14 protein-coding genes are annotated in these 17,857 nt (G+C 71.9%); 2 read left to right on the top strand and 12 right to left on the bottom strand.

The window, feature by feature from the left end; translation table 11 throughout:
- Window positions 1–33 precede the first annotated feature (33 nt).
- Window positions 34–855 carry a dienelactone hydrolase family protein gene (locus VFV67_RS16025; protein WP_326470840.1) on the top strand — a complete coding sequence of 274 codons (822 nt, stop codon included), beginning with the start codon at window positions 34–36 and terminating at the stop codon, window positions 853–855.
- Window positions 856–926: 71 nt separating this feature from the next.
- Here VFV67_RS16025 and VFV67_RS16020 read toward each other — a convergent pair whose 3' ends face one another.
- From VFV67_RS16020 to VFV67_RS15985, 8 genes are all read right to left on the bottom strand, one after another.
- Window positions 927–3,251, bottom strand: a complete 2,325-nt coding sequence (locus VFV67_RS16020) for a hypothetical protein (protein WP_326470838.1) — start codon at window positions 3,249–3,251, stop codon at window positions 927–929.
- Window positions 3,252–3,266: 15 nt separating this feature from the next.
- Window positions 3,267–3,767 carry a hypothetical protein gene (locus VFV67_RS16015; protein ID WP_326470836.1) on the bottom strand — a complete coding sequence of 167 codons (501 nt, stop codon included), beginning with the start codon at window positions 3,765–3,767 and terminating at the stop codon, window positions 3,267–3,269.
- A gap of 15 nt (window positions 3,768–3,782) precedes the next feature.
- On the bottom strand, window positions 3,783–6,305 hold the full coding sequence (locus tag VFV67_RS16010) for a hypothetical protein (RefSeq protein ID WP_326470834.1): 2,523 nt from the start codon (window positions 6,303–6,305) through the stop codon (window positions 3,783–3,785).
- Between the two features lie 3 nt (window positions 6,306–6,308).
- Window positions 6,309–6,617, bottom strand: a complete 309-nt coding sequence (locus VFV67_RS16005; RefSeq protein ID WP_326470832.1) for a hypothetical protein — start codon at window positions 6,615–6,617, stop codon at window positions 6,309–6,311.
- 150 nt (window positions 6,618–6,767) lie between these two features.
- Complete coding sequence (gene glmM, locus VFV67_RS16000; protein ID WP_326470831.1) at window positions 6,768–8,102, bottom strand: phosphoglucosamine mutase; 1,335 nt, start codon at window positions 8,100–8,102, stop codon at window positions 6,768–6,770.
- Window positions 8,103–8,246: 144 nt separating this feature from the next.
- Window positions 8,247–8,708 carry a 30S ribosomal protein S9 gene (rpsI, locus tag VFV67_RS15995; protein WP_326470830.1) on the bottom strand — a complete coding sequence of 154 codons (462 nt, stop codon included), beginning with the start codon at window positions 8,706–8,708 and terminating at the stop codon, window positions 8,247–8,249.
- Complete coding sequence (gene rplM, locus VFV67_RS15990; protein ID WP_326470828.1) at window positions 8,705–9,151, bottom strand: 50S ribosomal protein L13; 447 nt, start codon at window positions 9,149–9,151, stop codon at window positions 8,705–8,707. The genes rpsI and rplM overlap by 4 nt, the downstream gene beginning before the upstream one ends.
- 128 nt (window positions 9,152–9,279) lie before the next feature.
- A complete protein-coding gene (locus tag VFV67_RS15985) occupies window positions 9,280–10,020 on the bottom strand; it encodes an SDR family oxidoreductase (protein ID WP_326470827.1) in 741 nt (246 codons plus the stop codon).
- 61 nt (window positions 10,021–10,081) lie between these two features.
- Between VFV67_RS15985 and VFV67_RS15980 the strand changes: the two genes are divergently transcribed.
- Window positions 10,082–10,972 (top strand): hypothetical protein, encoded by an 891-nt coding sequence (locus VFV67_RS15980; RefSeq protein ID WP_326470826.1) that lies wholly within the window; start codon window positions 10,082–10,084, stop codon window positions 10,970–10,972.
- 63 nt (window positions 10,973–11,035) lie between these two features.
- On the opposite strand, the gene VFV67_RS15975 is transcribed toward VFV67_RS15980, so the two are convergent.
- The 4 genes from VFV67_RS15975 to eccCa all read right to left on the bottom strand — a co-directional run bounded on the left by VFV67_RS15975 (window position 11,036) and on the right by eccCa (window position 17,783).
- Window positions 11,036–11,332 carry a WXG100 family type VII secretion target gene (locus VFV67_RS15975; protein ID WP_326470825.1) on the bottom strand — a complete coding sequence of 99 codons (297 nt, stop codon included), beginning with the start codon at window positions 11,330–11,332 and terminating at the stop codon, window positions 11,036–11,038.
- A 53-nt stretch (window positions 11,333–11,385) separates the two neighbouring features.
- Entirely contained in the window at window positions 11,386–11,694 is a 309-nt protein-coding gene (locus VFV67_RS15970) for a WXG100 family type VII secretion target (RefSeq protein ID WP_326470824.1), read from the bottom strand.
- A 342-nt stretch (window positions 11,695–12,036) separates the two neighbouring features.
- Window positions 12,037–13,788, bottom strand: coding sequence for a type VII secretion-associated protein (locus VFV67_RS15965; protein WP_326470823.1), 1,752 nt, complete (start codon window positions 13,786–13,788; stop codon window positions 12,037–12,039).
- Window positions 13,785–17,783 carry a type VII secretion protein EccCa gene (eccCa, locus tag VFV67_RS15960; RefSeq protein WP_326470821.1) on the bottom strand — a complete coding sequence of 1,333 codons (3,999 nt, stop codon included), beginning with the start codon at window positions 17,781–17,783 and terminating at the stop codon, window positions 13,785–13,787. The genes VFV67_RS15965 and eccCa overlap by 4 nt, the downstream gene beginning before the upstream one ends.
- Between the last annotated feature and the right edge of the window lie 74 nt (window positions 17,784–17,857).

Below are 17,857 nucleotides of genomic sequence, written 5' to 3'. Positions count from 1 at the left end.
GCCGACGCCCTCGGGCCCAGATAGGGTCCCGACATGGCGCCGAAGGCCACGCATCTGCTGGACGAGCTGTCCCGGCCGGGTCCGCACCCGGTGCTGCGCGGCGATCTGGCGCTGGTCGGCCTGCCCGGCACGGTGTTGACCCCGCGCTCCGGCACCGGTCTGCCGGCCGTCGCGTTCGGACACGGCTGGCTGCAGCCACCGGCCCGGTACCGGGGCCTGCTCCGCCACCTGGCCTCCTGGGGCGTCGTGGTCGCGGCGCCGGCCACTCAGGTCGGGCCGCTGGCCTCGCACCGGCTGCTGGCCGCGAACCTGGCGACGGCGCTGGACGTGTGCGCCGGGGTACGCCTGGGTGACGGCGGAATCACCGTGGACCCGAGCCGCCTCGGCCTGGCCGGACACGCCATCGGCGGCGGCTGTGCCGTGCTGGCCGCGGCCGAGGACACCCGGGTCGCGGCCGTGGCCACGCTGGCCGCCGCGCAGACCCGCCCGTTCGCCTCGGAGGCGGCCAGGGCCTGCCGGATGCCCGGCCTGCACGTCGTCGCCGGCCGCGACCAGGTCGCCCCGCCGGTCGGCAACGGCGAGCTGATCGCCAGGGCCTGGGCCGGCCCGGTCCGCCTGAAGTTCCTGCCCAAGGCCAGCCACCTGGGCTTCACCGAGGGCTGGCACTGGAGCACCCTGCTGCTCCCCGGCAAGTCCGAACACCGGACCCGACGGCTCACCCGCGCCCTGCTCACCGCCTTCTTCCTGGTCCACCTCACCGGGGCCAAGCAGTACGAGCCCCTGCTCACCGACGAGGTGAAGGGCCTGCTGAACATCGAACTGCCGAACGCGCCGCACGACGCCCGCGCCCTGTGACATCGCACGCATAGCGCCGGCTGAATGTGAGATTGCCCTCGCCGGCACCTCGCGGAGCGGCTCCGCGGCGCTCAGGTGCGCTTGGTGGGTTTGGCCGGGGGACGGTTGGCGGGGTCTTCGCCGACGATGCCGTCGAAGGTGGCGGCGGGGTCGTCGTCGTCGAAGAGTTGACCCTGGGTGCGCCACTTGCTGGTGCGGGCCTGGTCGCCGCCCTGGCCGGCGCCCGCGCCCATGGCACCCATCGGCATGCCGCCTACCGGGCCGCCGGTCGGGCCGCCGCCGGGCCCGGCACCGGCACTGGCCCCGGCCGGGGTGGCGAGGCGTTCGTCGACGGCGCCGGGTGCCTGGGCGCCGGTGGCGCCGCCGAAGTCCAGGGCCGCGGGGTTGGGGGTGGCGGCGCCGCCACCACCGCCACCGATACCTCCGCCACCACCGCCGATACCTCCGCCACCGATGCCACCGCCACCACCGCCGATGCCACCGCCGCCACCCAACCCGGCGGCACCGGCCGTGGAGCTGGGCAGGTCGAGGCCGCCGGGGGTCGGGGTGTCGAAGTCGAGCGTGTAGGTGTTGGGCGGCGGGGTGCCGTCGTCGACGGTCATCTTGAGCTGGCCGGGCTGGCCGGGGACCTGCTCGGTGGTGATCGTGGTGTCGCCGTCCCGGATGACCGCCTTGCCGTCGGCACCGGGGCGGATCACGTCGCCGTCCTCGCCACCTTCGCCGGTGCCGAAGTCCAGCTCGTAGCTCTTGGGATTGCCGGTGCCGTCGTCGATGGTGAGCTTGCTGCGGCCGCGGGCGTCCGGCTCGCCGACCGTGATGGCGCGGTTGCCGTCCTTGATGGTGACTTCCTTGGGGGCGCCAGGCTGGCCGGGGACCGCCCCGTTGCCCCCACCACCGCCACCGCCGACCGGGATCGAGGGCGGGTTTGCGCCCTGCCCGCCGCGCGGGTCGGTCGGGTCACCGAGGCCACCGGGCACCCGGCCACCGCCGGCCTGGGACGGATCCGTGCCGCCGCCGCCGCCCGGCCCACCACCGGCCAGTGCGGGGTCGGTGCTGTCGGTGGGCAGCGCGGGTGGCGAGTAGCCGCCGCCCCCACCGCCGCCGGTGTTGATCGGGACACCGCCGCCGGCACCCGGACCGCCGCCGCCGGGACCACCGCCACCGGGACCACCGCCACCAGGGCCGTGGCCGTTGCCGCTTGGCTGCGCGTCCTCGAAGTCCGGCGTGGCCCCCACGGTGTCGAACGGGTTGGCGGACAGCTGCCCCTGACCGGTGGTGACCGCGAACAGCGCGTCGTAGGTGTCCTGAACCGCCTGACAGGTCTGCTCGGTGTACTCGTGCACGGACGCCGCCCGGGCCGAGTAGTCATCGATGAACTGACCGATCTTCTCCGCACACCCGCGTAGCGCCTGCCGGTACTTCTCGGTCTCCTCCTCGATGTTGTCCTCGGTGATCTCCGACGCGAAGTGCACCGCGGTGATCGCGGCGATCGCGCCGATCGGGCCGGCGACGAGGAAACCGAGCGCGCCGACCGCGAAGTCGAACGCCCGGTCCAGCAGGCTCCGGTGGTTCAGCTCGTAGATCTTCGCCTCCAGCTCGGCGATCACCCCGGGCAGCTCGTCCCGGCCGTCCAGCGCGGCGTCCACCTCCCGCGGGGTCATCCCGGCCATCCGGCCGTCGTCCCACTGGTTGTGCAGCAGCTTCGCGTAGTCGGTGACCTGCTTCTGGATCGTCTGCGACGCCGAGGTCAACGCCCCCGGAATCGGCTTGATCCCGGCATCGAGGGTGGCCACCGCGCCGTCGAACTTCGCCTTGTACTGGTTGGCCGACTCCGCCGCCGGGCCGGTCCACCCGGACAGGCTGGTCGACCACGCCTGCGCCAGATGGTTGCGCGAATCGTCCACACCGGACACCACCTCGCCGACCGCCGACGCATCCGTCGCGAACGCCCGGAAGTCGATCCCGCGTAACTCGTCGACGGCCCGGCGCAGGCTGTCCGGGTCGACGTTCTGCCCGGAACCGCCGGCCCGGGTGAACCGCGGATGGAACTCGTCGAAGATCTTCAGCCCGACGACGCCGTCGTCCAGGATCGCGTCCGAGGTCGGCGACGACGTGCTGTCCGTCAGGTTCGCCCAGCTCTGACCCAGCTCCCGGTCGCGCTCCGCCCGGCCGATGTGCTCGTCCTCCGGATCGAGATCGATCCCGCCGACCAGGTCCGCGCCGTCGTGCAGATCGATGATCTCGTCTTCGGACGCCCCCAGCTCCCGGGCGTAGCGCCGCAGCTCGTCGTCGTTCGACTCCGCCATCGCGGCGAGGTCGCGCAGCAACAGCTTCTTGGTCTGCGCCGACACATGCGGGTCGTCGAGCAGTCGCCGGATCTCATCGGCACTGGCCATGCGGGTGTCCCCTTCTCAACGCATCCAGCTGCGGCCGGACAGGTCGTCGTCCTCGTCGGCGGGTGCCGGGCGGGGCCGGCGGCGCGGCGGCGCGGCCCGCGGCTTGTCGTCGGTCTCGATCTCGAACGACAGCACCCGCTCGTTCGGCTGCGGCTCGGGTCGGGCCGGCAGCGGGGGCGGCGGCGCCACCGGGATTCCGGCGCCCGGCGGCGACTGGACCGGGATGGGCCTGGTCGGTGCGGACCGGGCCTGCTCCTGTTCGTCCTCGCCGAAGGACAGCACGGTCGGCTTGGCCGACCGCTGCTGCCACGGGTTGCGGGCGTCCTCCTGCTTGCGCGCCACCCGCCGGTCCAGCTCCTCGGACAGCCGCCGGCCCTCTTCCTTGATCTGCTCGGAGCGCGCCGCGAGCTCCCGCTGCTTCGCGGCCAGCCGGTCGGTCACGTCCGCGGCCCGGTGCCGGGACTTCGCCAGGACCTCGGCGAACGCCTGCTCGATCCTCGGGTCGATCTCGATCATCGCTGCTCACCCCGCCTAGCGCCGGAACCGGCCCTCGTCGCTGGTCACCCGGCCGAGGGCCGCCTCGGCGTCGGTGTAGTCCTCATCGAAAAGGTCACCCGCGGTGCGCCACGGGCCCGTCGAGCGGTCCTGGTCGCCACCGCCGGGGGCGGCGCCGCCCATGCCGCCCATCATCGGCATGCCACCGCCGACCGCCCCGGCCGGAGCGTTCCCGCCGCCGGACTCCTCCGCGGCCGCGGACAGGCCGGCCTCACCCGGGCCGCCTGCGGCCGGATGATCGGTGCCGGTGTCCGGCAGGCCGACCGAACCCGCCTGGCCGTCCGGCGCGCTGCCGAACTCGCCACCGGCGTACTGGCCGCCGACCGGGTCGTGCGACCCGCTCGCGGCGGCCGCGGTGGCCTGGTACCCCTCGTCCGCGACGACCGGCGGCGGCGGGAGATCCGGCGGACCGGCCGGCATCGCGCCGGCCGGCACGGACGCGGCGACCTGCGGCTCGCCGGCCGCGACGAACCGGTCCGGCTGGCCTGCCTCGTACGGCAGCGTGCGGACCGGCGCCGACTCGCCCGGCCGGCCGGTGGCCTGGTCGGTCGAACCGGAGTAGTCCAGCGTGTAGCTGGTCGGCTCGCCGGTGCCGTCGTCGATGGTCACCCGGATCGTGTCCGGGGATCCGGGTGGATGCTCGGCGGTGATGGTCAGCGGGCCGTCGGTGATCACGCACCGGCCGTCCGGCCCGGCCGTGACCGGGGTGTCCACCCCGCCCGGCACCGGTTGCCCGGTCGCCGGGTCCACGGCCGGCAACGGCCGCGCGGTGGCCGGATCCACGACCGGCAGGCCCGGCGTCGCCGACCCGCCCGGCCCGCCGGGGCCGAACCCGCCGCCCGATCCCGGACCGCCCCCGTCCCCGACGCCCGGAATTGGCCGTCCGGTCGCCGGATCCACGGCAGGCGTGCCGGGACCGCCGGCCGAGCCGGTACCGGTCGGCGCGCCGAAGTCCAGGTCGTAGGACTTCGGCTGACCGGTCCCGTCGTCCACGGTCACCTTCACGTGGCCCTGGCCGTCCGGGCTGGTGACCGAGATGGTCCGGTCGCCGTCCTTGATCGAGATGGTCTCCGGCGCCCCGCCTGCGCCCGGCCCGGCCGGCACCGGCATCCGGCTCGGGTCGGTCGGCTGCTCCGGCCCGGTCTCGGCCGGCAACGGGGTCGCCGCATCCGGGTCGACCGGGCCGCCACCACCGGGACCGGGACCGCCACCACCGGGACCGGGGCCACCGCCACCGGGACCAGGGCCGCCGCCACCCGGTCCGGGCGGACCGCCGCCACCGGGACCGGGGCCGCCGCCGCGCGGGCGCTCACCGGTGCCGCCCTGCTGGGCGTCCTCGAAGTCCGGGGTCGTCCCCAGCGCCTCGAACGGGTTGGCGGACATCGTGCCGGTGGTGGCCGCGAACAGCGCGTCGTAGGTCTCCTGGACCGCCTGGCAGGCGTTGTCGGTGTACTGGTGCACGGCCGACGCCTTGCTCGTGTAGTCCTGCTTGAACTGGTTGATCTTCTCCTCGCAGGTACGCAGCGCCTGCCGGTACTTCTCCAGTTCCTCCTCGAGGTTGAACGGGCTCAGCGACGTGGCGAACTCGAGCCCGGCGACGGCGGCGATCGCGCCGAGCGGTCCGCCGGCCAGGTAGCCCAGCGCACCGGTGATGAGCGAGAGCAGGTTTCCGGAGAAGTTCTCCAGGTCCGAGATCACCTCGGGCAGGCGCTCCTTGCCCTCGATGACGGCGTCCAGTTCGGCCGGGGTCAGCTGCGCCATCCGGCCGTCGCCCCACTGGTTGTGCAGATGCTTGGCGTAGTCGGTGACCTGCTTCTGAATGGTCTCCGACGCCGAGGTCAGCGCCCCGGGAACCGGCTTGATCCCGGCGTCCAGCGTGGCGATCGCGCCGTCGAACTTCGCCTTGTACTGGTTGGCCGACTCCGCCGCCGGGCCGGTCCACCCGGACAGGTTGGTCGACCACGCCTGCGCCAGATGGTTGCGCGAATCGTCCACACCGGACACCACCTCGTTCACCGAGGACGCGTCCGTCGCGAACGCCCGGAAGTCGATCCCGCGCAGCTCGTCGACGGCCCGGCGCAGCCCGTCCGGATCGACCGGTTGCTCGCCGCCGGCCGAACCGCCGACCCGGGTGAACCGCGGGTAGAACTCGTCGAAGATCTTCAGCCCGACGATGCCGTCGTCCAGGATCGCGTCCGAGGTCGGCGACGACGTGCTGTCCGTCAGGTTCGCCCAGCTCTGGCCCAGATCCTGGTCGATGTGGGCCTGCCGGATGTGCTCGTCGTGCGGGTCGAGATCGATGGTTTCGTCGACCAGCTCGACGGCATCGTGGAGGTCCGTCATCTCCTCTTCGGACATCCCCAGGTCCCGCGCGTACCGGCGCAGCTCGTCGTCGTTCGACTCCGTCATCGCGGCGAGGTCGCGCAGCAGCTGCTTCTTGGTGCCATTGGCGACGTGCGGATCGTCGAGCAGCCGGCGGATCTCGTCAGCGCTGGCCACGAATCAGCCCCCCTGCGCCTGCATGTTCCGCTGACCGCTCGCGTCGGTGCCGGAGTAGCTGGTCGCCACGTCGCCGAGCTGGACCGAGGTGGCCACGGCCGCCGACCCGAACGACTTCACCGAAGCGTTGATCAGCGCGAACATCTGCGCGTACTGCGGGACCACGGCCTGGAAGTGCTTACCGACCTGGCCCTTGCTCACGGCCGGATCTTCGACCTTGCCGGCCAGCTGACCGATCGCCTCCCCCTCGGTCCTGAACTGGTTCGCGCACTGCTGCACCTGTCCAGCCTCGACGCCGAAACCGTCCGCCATGACATCCCCTCGATTCCCACGACCGTCACCGGCACGATCCCTACGACGCACCCACCCGACCCGCGGTGCCGTCGCAGACGCAAACCGAAACTAGCCCACCGCCGGACGCGGGGGGACGGGGAACCGAAAGTTGCGAAAGTTCGCCGGGACTCAGCCGGCCGAGGAGACCACGCCGGCCAGCCGGTTGGCGGCGGCCTCCGCGGTGTCGTGGGTCGGCGCCTCGACCATCACCCGGATCAGCTGCTCGGTGCCGGACGGGCGGAGCAGCACCCGGCCGGTTTCGCCCAGCTCGGACTCCACCGCCGCGACCGCCTCGCTCACCGAGACCGACGCCGCCACCGCGGCCTTGTCCGCGACCTTCACGTTCACCAGCACCTGCGGCAGCCGGCGCATCACCCCGGCCAGGTCGGCCAGCGTGCGCCCGGTGTCGGTCATCCGCGCCATCAGCCGCAACCCGGTGAGCAGCCCGTCGCCGGTGGTCGCGTGGCCGGGCAGCACCACGTGCCCGGACTGCTCCCCGCCGAGCGAGAACCCGCCGCCCCGCAGTTCCTCGAGCACGTACCGGTCGCCAACCGCCGTGGTGCGCAGCTCCACGCCGTGCTCACGCATGGCCAGATGCAGCCCCAGGTTGCTCATCACGGTGGCGACCAGGGTGTCGTCGGCCAGGTCACCGGCCTCCCGCATGGCCAGCGCCAGCACCGCCATGATCTGGTCGCCGTCGATCAGCTCGCCGGCCGCGTCCACGGCCAGGCACCGGTCGGCGTCGCCGTCGTGCGCGATCCCCAGGTCGGCCCGCTCGGCCAGGACGGCAGCCCGCACCGCGTCCAGGTGGGTCGACCCGCAGCCGTCGTTGATGTTCTCGCCGTCCGGCAGCGCATGGATGGCGATCACCTCGGCGCCGGCCTCCCGGTAGGCCTGCGGTGCCGCGGCCCAGGCGGCTCCGTTGGCGCAGTCCACCACCACCCGCAGGCCGTCCAGCCGGTGCGGGGTGGCCTTCAGCAGGTGCGCGATGTAGCGGTCGAGCGCGTCGCTGATCTCGTAGATCCGGCCCACCCCGGTGCCGGTCGGCCGGGTGCCCGGCCGGCCAACCAGGGCCTCGATCTCGTCCTCGATGGCGTCCGGCAGCTTGTGCCCGCCCGCGGCGAACAGCTTGATGCCGTTGTCCGGCATCGGGTTGTGCGACGCGGAGATCATCACCCCGAGGTCGGCGTTCAGCTCGGCGACCAGGTGCGCGATGGCCGGCGTCGGCAGCACCCCGACCTGCATCACGTCGGCGCCGGCCGAGGTCAGCCCGGCGCACACGGCGGCCTGCAGCATCTCGCCGCTGGCCCGCGGGTCCCGGCCGACGACCGCGACCGGACGGTGCGAGCTGTCGTGCGCGACCAGCACCCGAGCCGCCGCGGCGGACACCGTCAGGGCCAGTTCGGGGGTCAGGTCACCGTTGGCGAGACCGCGGATTCCGTCGGTACCGAACAGGCGTGCCATGGTCGGTGTCTACCTCCTCGAATGCCGGGGACGCAGATGCGCCATGCCCGGTGCATCTGGTGCGGCGAACGTGGTGTTACCGACAGTGTCCAAGGCGACTCTGCCCACGCCCTGGAGCCGCGGGTGCGGTGCCGAGAAATCCGGTCAGCGCTTGCTGTACTGCGGCGCCTTGCGGGCCTTCTTCAGGCCGTACTTCTTGCGCTCCTTGACCCGCGGGTCGCGGGTGAGGAACCCGGCCTTCTTCAGGGTCGGCCGGTCGTCGCTGTCCAGCTGGATCAGCGCCCGGGCGATGGCCAGGCGCAGCGCACCGGCCTGCCCGGTGATGCCGCCGCCCTTGAGGTTGGCCCGGATGTCGAACGCCTCGGGCTTCTCCAGGATCACCAGCGGCTCACGGATGAGCTGCTGGTGCACCTTGTTCGGGAAGTAGTCCTCGAGGGACTTGCCGTTCAGCACGAACTGACCGCTGCCCGGGGTGATCCGCACCCGGACCACGGCTTCCTTGCGGCGACCCACCGTCTGCGCGGTCTCGGCGGTCACCCGGGGGGCGCGCGGCTCGGCCGGCGGCTCTTCGAGTTCGGGCGTGGTGGTCACGTACTCTTCAGTCACTGCTTCTCGACCTTCGCGATCTCGAACGGCTTGGGCTGCTGGGCGGCATGTGGGTGGTCCGGGCCGGCGTACACCTTCAGCTTCTTGCCCTGGGCGCGGCCGAGCTTGTTCTTCGGCAGCATCCCCTTGACGACCTTCTCGAGCAGCCGGTCCGGGCGGGTGTCGAGCAGCTCGCCGAACGAGCGCTTGCGCAGGCCGCCGGGGTAGCCGCTGTGCCGGTAGGCGAACTTGTTGTCGCGCTTGTTGCCGGTGAGCACCACCTTGCCGGCATTGACGACGATGACGAAGTCACCGGTGTCCACGTGCGGGGCGAAGGTCGGCTTGTGCTTGCCGCGCAGCAGCGTGGCGACATGCGTGGCAAGCCGGCCGAGCACCACGTCCTCGGCATCGATCACGTGCCAGGTGCGGGCCACCTCGCCGGGCTTCGGGCTGTACGTGCGCACGGGTCTACCTCGTCATCAATGTCTCTGGGGTCTGTGCGTGCCTCACTGAGCGTCGCGCTCCGCGCCGCACAACAACGTAAGAAGATACCCGGCGCGGCGGGACACGGTCAAAGCGGGGTGACCCATGCTCAGCCGCGGCCGATGAACGGCATGGTGGTGGCCGTGATGGTGAGGTACTGGACGTTGGCGTCCAGCGGCAGGCCGGCCATGTAGCGGACCGCGTGCGCCACGTGCACGGGGTCGAACACCGGTTCGGCCAGGACCGTGCCGTTGGCCTGGGGCACGCCCTCGGCGAACCGGGCGGTCAGGTCGGTGGCGGCGTTGCCGATGTCGATCTGGCCGCAGGCGATCCGGTACGGCCGGCCGTCCAGGGACAGCGACTTGGTCAGGCCGGTGATGGCGTGCTTGCTCGCCGTGTAGGCCACGCTGGCCGGCCGGGGACTGGTGGCCGAGATCGAGCCGTTGTTGATGATCCGGCCACCCTGCGGCCGCTGGTCGCGCATCAGCCGGAACGCCTCCCGGGCGCACAGGAACGAGCCGGTGAGGTTGGTGTCCACCACCCGGCGCCAATCCTCGACCGAGAGGTCGGCGGCGGTGCCGGGCAGGCTCAGGCCGGCGTTGTTGAACAGCAGGTCGAGCCGGCCGTGCTCGGCGCGGACCGCGTCGAACAGGGCGGCCACCGACTCGGCGCTGGTCACGTCGGTGGGCACCGCGGTGGCCGGCGCGCCGGCCGGGGCGGCGGCCACGGTCTCCCGCAGCCGTTCCGCCCGGCGCCCGGCGAGCACGACGGCGTACCCGGCGTCCAGCAGGGCGAGCGCGACCACCCGGCCGATCCCGGAGCCGGCCCCGGTGATCACGGCAACTGGCATGGGTCCAGTGTCACAGAAGATCGCCGGCGCGTTACCGTGATCGCGCCGAACAGGGGGTGCCATGACGAGCCGACGACCCATGCTCCCGGTCGCCGCCGCCGCGCTCACGATCACGCTGGCCGGCTGCGCCCAGGCGGTGCCCGGCACCGCGCAGCCCGACCAGGTGGCCGCCGCCAAGGCGATGGAATCCGCCTACACCAAGGGAATCAGCGAGTTCCAGACGCACTTCGGCCGGCTCGGCGACGAGCGCGCCAAGGTCTACAACTACCTGTACCTCGGGGACTCCAAGCACATCAACGAGTTCGAGTCGGCCAAGTTCGGCAACCCGCCGATGACCGTGGTGGTCAAGCATCCCGGCGCCGACGACAAGGACGTGCAGATCTTTCTGCACACCCCGAACTCCGATGTGGACCTGGTAAAGCTGGACAGCCGGCACGCCGCCCTCGCGCCGACGCCGTGGGTGTCCACGCCGACCTTCCAGCTCAAGGACGGCTTCGACCCGTACCTGATGCTCACCTCGTGGGTGGCGGTGAAGCTGGACGGCGCGATCACCCAGACCAAGCTGGACGCACCCGATCAGCAGCGGCGCTCGGTGACTCCGAAACAGGGCGGCGGTTACGAGCTGCGCACCGGGGTCACCCTCGAATCCATGATCGACGGCGGCATCGCGTCGGTGCCCGTGGCGCTGCGGGACAAGGTCACCGCGGAGATGAAGGCGACCGTCCTGCCGGTGCGGATGGACTTCGAGCCGGACTGGCGGTTCCGCGGGTTCGAGGTGCTCGGCACGGTGCCGGGCGATCCGCAGCTGCGCATCCAGCTCGGCTACGAGGTCACCGGCCGGGCGTCGCGCGAGGACTTCCCGCAACCGCCGGCGCCGCAGGAGATCACCGCGATCACCGACAAGGACGCGGTGGCCAAGTTCTACGACGACCTCGGCGACGCCGACGGCTGATGGACAAACAACGGCCCCGGGAGAATGCTCCCGGGGCTTCGTTGTCCGTAACCGAAGGGCGGCTCAGCCCCAGCGGCCGGTGTTCAGCCGCTCGGTGTTCTGGGCGTCCTCGTTGGTCTTGTTCACCGCGACCGCGATCCGGGCCAGCACAGCGTTGAGGCTGTCGGCCGCGGAGTTCCACGTGGTCCGGGTCTGCTGGAAGCCGGCCGAAGCGGCACCCTCGTACATGCTGGACAGGTTGTCCACCTTGGCCCGCAGGTCCTCGACCAGCGTCTGGATCGCCTGCACTCGGCCGTTGATGCTGCCGGCAAGCTCACCGATCGCGTTGAAGTCATACCGCATGTAGCCGTCGCCGTTCATACTTTCCTCTCTCAAGTCTCAGGTTGGGTTGTCGGGAAGGTTCGCGGAGCGGATCAGATGCCGTCGAGGGCGCTCGTGATCGCGGACAGGTCGCTCTGCGCCTGCTCGTCCTGAGCCTGGTAGGCGGTGGACGACGCGGCGATCTCCTCGGAGATCCGCATCAGGCTGTCGTTCAGCTTCTGGGTGTCCTCGGCGAACTTCGTCATCAGGCTCACGAACGCGACCTTCGCGGCACCATCCCAGACGACGGCGTCGATCGCCGCGGCGAGCTGCCGAGCCTGGTCCATGAGCTGCTCGTTGGTGTCCACCATTTCCTGGCCGGCTCGGGTCAGTTCCGGTGCTCCGGCGGCGAACATTGCCATGAGGTCAAGCCCCCTTCTTCGGGTCGGTACTCCGTACTCTGATCGTTTCGTACGGTGTTACGACGACACCCTGCCAGGTCCGGTTCCGCGCTGTCCCCGGTTACGGGCAGGTCGTTGCTAGCGTGAACGCCGCATCCGGTAACCGATGCCGCAACGATGGGCGAACGCGGCCGGTCCCAGGCGTGTGCGAAAGCGCACACTTCTGCCCCGGAAAACGCGGCGCAGGCCGGCTAGCTGCGGGTTCACCACCGGCGCGGATTGCCCTACCACATCGCAGATCGACGGAAATTGTCGGGCCCAATGGTCAACTGAGGGGCCGATTCGCGGTTGCGAAATGTCTCCTCATTCGGTGATCTTCATCGTCCGCACGACGGTCTCGCAGGCCGGCCGGACCGTCCGCGCACCGGACTCGGTGTACTGGCAACCGATGTTGACCTGGGTGTGCGCGTCAAACAGGACGTACCAGTCCACCCGGCTGTTCGGCAGATTCTCCCGATAGCTGATCACGTTCCGGCCGGCGAAGCTGGCGTTCTCCTGGTAGTCGCTGAACGAGCCGGCGTTCTCGAAGTCCGAACGCAGCTTGTTCAGCACCCGAGGCCGGTCGGTGCGGCTGTCGAAGGCCAGCCGCCGCTGGTCGACCAGGATCCGGTCCTGGCCGCTCTCGGCCCCCACCGGCTTGACCTCGGTCCGCAGCTTGCCGGCCTCGCCGCCGGTCTGGGTCCAGCCGGACGGCAGGCTGAACTGGTACTCGTACTGCGCGATCAGTCGGCCCGGCGGTGGCTCGTCCCCGCCGCCAAGGGTGAGCAGCAGGGTGATCGTGGTGCCGGCCAGCACCGCCACCGCGGCGGCGGCGAGCCAGACCAGCCGGCGGCGGCGCGGCGCGGACGTGGGCGGCGGCGGGAGCGCCGGGCCCGGTGGCGGCGCGGGCGCGCGGGCGGTGACCCGGGCGGTCGGCCGCTCGGCCGCGGCCACGGTTGCGGCCCCGACCACCCCGGTGCGGTCCGGCTCGGCGCCGACCGCGCGCAGCGCACCCCTGGCCACCACGGTTTCCGGCTGGTCCAACGTGGTCGGCACCACCCCGAGGCGCCGGTGCACCAGCCGGGCGATCATCGGGATCCGGCTCGACCCGCCGACCAGGAAGATCCCGGACAGCTGGGCCGGGGCGAGCCCCGCGGTCCGAATGGTGGCCTCGGTCAGCTCGGCGGCCCGGGACAGCTGGTCGCCGATCAGCCGCTCCAGGTCGGCCCTGGTGACGTGCGCGTCCGGGAACGGCGGCGGCAGCGGAACGTCGGTGTAGGCGTGCCGGGACAGGGTTTCCTTGGCACCGCGGACATCCTGGTGGATCACCCGCCGGCGTCTGCGGTCCGGCAGTTGCCGGCCCTCGATCAGGGACCGCCAGGCGTCCGGGTCGATGTTGGACACCAGCGCGCCGACGTGCTCGAGCAGCAACTGGTCCACGTCCGCGCCGCCGAAGCTGGGATCGCCGCGGGTGGCCAGCACCTGGTAGGCCGGCGGCCGGCCGCCCACCGCAGGCGCCCGGCGCACCACGCTCACGTCCACCGTGCCGCCGCCGACGTCGAGCACGGCCAGCGCCCGGTCCGGCGCGCCGCGGGTGGGTGGGAAGCTCGCCGCGTGGAACACCGCGGCCGCCACCGGCTCCGGCACCAGCACGATCGTCGTGGCCAGCCCGGTCGCCGCCGTCCGCAGCACCCGGGTGCGCACCCCGCCCCAGTCCGCCGGATGGGTGAGCACCAACTGGTCCACCGCCGCCCCGCCGGTCACCCGCCGGGCCTCGGCGACCGCGCGGCCGAGCACCGCGCGGATCACCTCGCGCACCGCGATCACCGTGTTGCCGAGCAACAGCTCCGGCTCGTCGATCCGGCGCTTGGGGTGCGGCTCGTAGCGCGACGGGTCGATCGCGGCCTGCCGGTCCGCCTCCTGGCCGACGAACAGCGTGCCCTGCGGCGCGGCGTAGACCGCCGAGGACATCAGCGGGTTTCCGTCCACCGCGACCACCTGCGGCTCGCGGCCGTTGACCGACACGGCGATGCAGGTGCTCGACGTGCCAAAGTCGACCGCGACCCGAACCGTCACTCGGGCTGGATCCAGGCGACGTGCATCAGCTGCTGGCCCACCTTCCGACTGACCAGGGTGCCCCGGCCGGGCGGCATCGCGGACGGCTTCACGTTGCCGAGCAACGGACCCTCGTCCTTGCTGCCGCTGCCGATCAGGCCGGGGCTGGCGATCTCCTTCAGCTTGCCGAGCACCGGGTCGTACATGGCCCGGCCGGCGCCACCGGTGCGCCGCACGGCCACCACGTGCAGGCCGACGTCCTTGGCCTGGGCCAGGAACTCCGCGATCGGCTGCAGCGGGTTGCCGGCCTGGGTGGCCACCAGGTCGTAGTCGTCGACCACCACGAACAGCTCCGGCCCCTTCCACCAGGACCGGTTGCGCAGCTGCTCCTGGGTCACGTCCGGCCCGGGCAACCGTTTCGTCATCGAGTTGCGGATGTCACCGACCATGCCGCCGAGCTGGTTGGAGGACACCGCGTAGCCGAGCAGGTGGTCGGACTCGACGAACCCGAGCATGGTCCGCCGGTAGTCGACCAGGATGATGACCGCCTCCTTGGCGGTGTACCGCTCGGTGATGCCGCGGACGATCGTGCGCAGCAGGTTGGTCTTGCCCGACTCGCCGTCCATGAACGCCATGAAGTGCGGCTCGGCGTCGAAGTCCAGGTACACCGGGGCCAGCGCGTCCTCGTTGACCCCGATCGGCACCAGCCGCGACTCGCCGCGCTTTCCGTCCTGGGCCAGCAGATCCGCGTACGGCAGCAGATCGGGCAGCAGCCGGACCTTGGGCGCGTGCCGGCCCCGCCAGCCGCCGCGGATCTTCGCGATCGCGTCCTGCACGCCGGCCGCCACGTCCTCGTCGTTGGACGAGCCGTCGATCCGCGGCAGGCCGACCAGGAAGTGCAGCTTGTCCCGGGACAGACCGCGGCCAGGGTGGCCCTCCGGCACGTTCACCGCGACCCGACGGTCCACTTCGGACTCGCTGGGATCACCGAGGCGCAGCTCGAACCGGGTGCCGAGCAGGTCCTTGAGCGCCGGCCGGATCTCCGCCCAGCGGTTCGCCGACACGATCACGTGCACGCCGTAGGACAGACCCTGGGACGCCAGGTTGACCACCTGCATCTCGATGGCCTCGAACTCCTGCCGGAAGTTCAGCCAGCCGTCGATGATCAGGAAGACGTCCCCCCACGGGTCCTCCTTGAGCTCACCGCGCCGCTTGCGGTTGCGGAAGTCGGTCATCGAGTCGATCGCCCGGTTGCGGAACAGCAGTTCCCGCTGGTTCACCAGGCTGGACACCTCGGCCACCATCCGGCGCACCTTGTCCGGCTCCAGCCGGCCGGCCACCCCGCCGACGTGCGGCACGCTCTCCAGCGTGCCCATCGTGCCGCCGCCGAGGTCGATGCAGTAGAACTGCACCTCCTCCGGCGTGTGCGTGAGCGCCATCGACATCACCAGCGTGCGCAACAGCATCGACTTGCCGGACTGCGGGCCGCCGGCCACGGCGGCGTGCCCGGCCGCACCGGAGAAGTCGGCCCACAGCAGGTCACGGCGCTGCTCGAACGGCTTGTCGATCAGGCCGAGCGGCGGCTGCAACCGGCCGTTGCCGAAGAACCCGACCGGCGACAGGCCGCGGTCCTCGGTGGGCTGCAACGGCGGCAGCAGCGTGTCCAGCGAGTTCGGGGTGTCCAGCGGCGGCAACCACACCTCGTGCGCCGGCGGGCCCTGACCGACCAGCCGGGACACGACCACGTCCAGCTCGCTCGGTTCGGTCGGGTTGCTGCTCTCCGGCTTCGGCGCCTCCTGCAGCACCTCGCGCGGCCGCTCCGGCTCCTTCGGGATCTCCACGTAGTCCGGCACGAACAGCTTCGCCCGCCGGTCGCCGGTGACCGGCGCGGACGGGCCGGCCGCGGTGATGCCGGCCGGGCGGTACGGGCCGGAGACGTAGGCCGCCTTGAACCGGACCATCGTGGAGGTGTCGAACTTCAGGTAACCGGAGCCCGGAATCGACGGCAGCTCGAACGCGTCCGGCACCCCGATCGCGGCCCGGGACTCGGCCGCGGAGAACGTCTTCAGACCGATCCGGTAGGACAGGTGGGAGTCCAGGCCGCGCAGCTTGCCCTCCTCGAGGCGCTGCGAGGCCAGCAGCATGTGCATCTGCAGCGAGCGGCCGAGCCGCCCGATCGCCACGAACAGGTCGATGAAGTCCGGCTTGGCGGACAGCAGCTCGGAGAACTCGTCCACCACGATGAACAGCGCCGGCAACGGATCCAGGTCCGCGCCGTTCTCCCTGGCCCGCTCGTACTCCCAGACGTTCTTGAAGTTGCCGCCGTTCTTCAGCGCCTCCTGGCGCCGGTTCATCTCACCGGCCAGCGCGTCCTTCATGCGGTCGACCAGGATCAGCTGGTCCTGCAGGTTGGTGATCGTCGCGGCGACGTGCGGCGCCTTGTCCAGGCCGAGGAACGTCGCGCCACCCTTGAAGTCGACCAGCACGAAGTTCAGCGTCGAGGACGAGTGCGTGGCCAGCATGCCGAGCACCAGGGTGCGCAGGAACTCCGACTTGCCGGATCCGGTCGCACCGATGCACAGGCCGTGCGGGCCCATGCCCTCCATCGCGGCTTCCTTGATGTCCAGCTCCACCGGCTGGCCGAACTCGCCGACCCCGAACGGAACCCGGTAGCGGTCCCGGATCGAGCGCGGTCGCCACGCCTGCTGCACGTCGAAGGTCATCGGGTCGCCGGCGATCCCGAGCAGCTCGAGCAGCGTCGGGTTGGACAGCAGCGGCTCCTCGTCCCCGACGTCGGCCGCGGCCGCGCCCAGCCGCCACGGGGAAAGCTTGCGGGACAAGGCTTCCGCCTCGGCCACGGTGAGCCGGTCCGGGCGGGCGAACCACTCGACGCCGCTCGCGCTGCGCGCCCCCAGCCGGTCCTCCTCCACCACGAGGCGCAGGCCGCGCCGCGCGGTCAGCGTGCCGAGGCACTCGGACAGGTCCAGCAGCGTGACGCCGACCAGGCCCTCCTCGAGCAGGATCTGCTCCTCGCGGGTCACCTCGCCGTCGTCGATCACGATCAGAATGTGCGGCTGGTCCGGCTGCGGCGGCGCGTTGCGGGTGAACCGCTGCCGGTCCCGCAGCTCCTCGTCCAGCCACTCCTCGACCTGGCTCAGCGAGCCGGCCATCATCCGCAGCTGACCGATGCCGTCGACCATGAGCGGGTGCTGCACGTGCGGCAGCCACTTGGCCCACTCCCACTCCTGCTTGGCCTTGCCCGCGGTGACCACGGCGATCAGCACGTCGTCCGGGGTGTGGAAGGTGACCAGCTGCGCGATCAGCGCGCGGGCCAGACCCCGGGTCAGCTCCCGCTCACCGGACAGACCCACGGCGGCGAAGCCGCGGATGGCGATCTGGATGGGCAGCTCGGGGACGATCGAGTGGGCCCGGACGAACCGGCGCAGGGCCAGCGTGGCGATCGGCTCCAGCTCGTCGACCGGGCCGGTCTGCGGCGGCACCAGCCGGGTGGCCAGCCGCTGCGAGCCGCGGCCGGCGCGCAGGTGGCAGAAGTCCGCGTCGGACTGGCGGCGCTCCCACATCCGCCGGCTGGTGGCGATCGACCACAGCGCCTGCGGGTCCGGGTGCACCCACTCCAGCGCGGCCCGCTGATCCAGCGCGGCCTCCCGGGCGCGGTCCCGCATCTGGCCGAGGTAGCGCAGGTAGTCCTTGCGGTCCTCGTTCATCTCGGCCTTCTTCTGGCCGCCGCCGCGCCCGCCGCCGCCGGCCATCATGCCGACCATCGACATCAGCATCATGCCGCCGAACAGCAGGGAGGTCGGGTTGCCGCGGAACGCGACGAACATGAACGCCATCATTCCGATGGTCGCCACGATCATGACCGCCGGTAGCAGCTTGAGCACGATGTTGCCCGGGATGACCCTGGGCACCTCGGGTGGCGGCTCGAGGTGCACCTCGCCGCCCGGCTGGCGCGGCGCGGACAACCGGGGCGATCGCTTGAACTGCAGCGTGCTCACCGCGGGGGACCCCTCTTCGTTCGACCATCAGTTGCCGGAACCCACACACAGGGTGCGACCGGCAAGGCCATACT

Source organism: Actinophytocola sp. (assembly GCF_035762905.1).
Classification (GTDB): domain Bacteria; phylum Actinomycetota; class Actinomycetes; order Mycobacteriales; family Pseudonocardiaceae; genus DASYTH01.
Note: the sequence above shows the minus strand (reverse complement) of the source record. Positions and strands in the feature narration are given on the sequence as shown.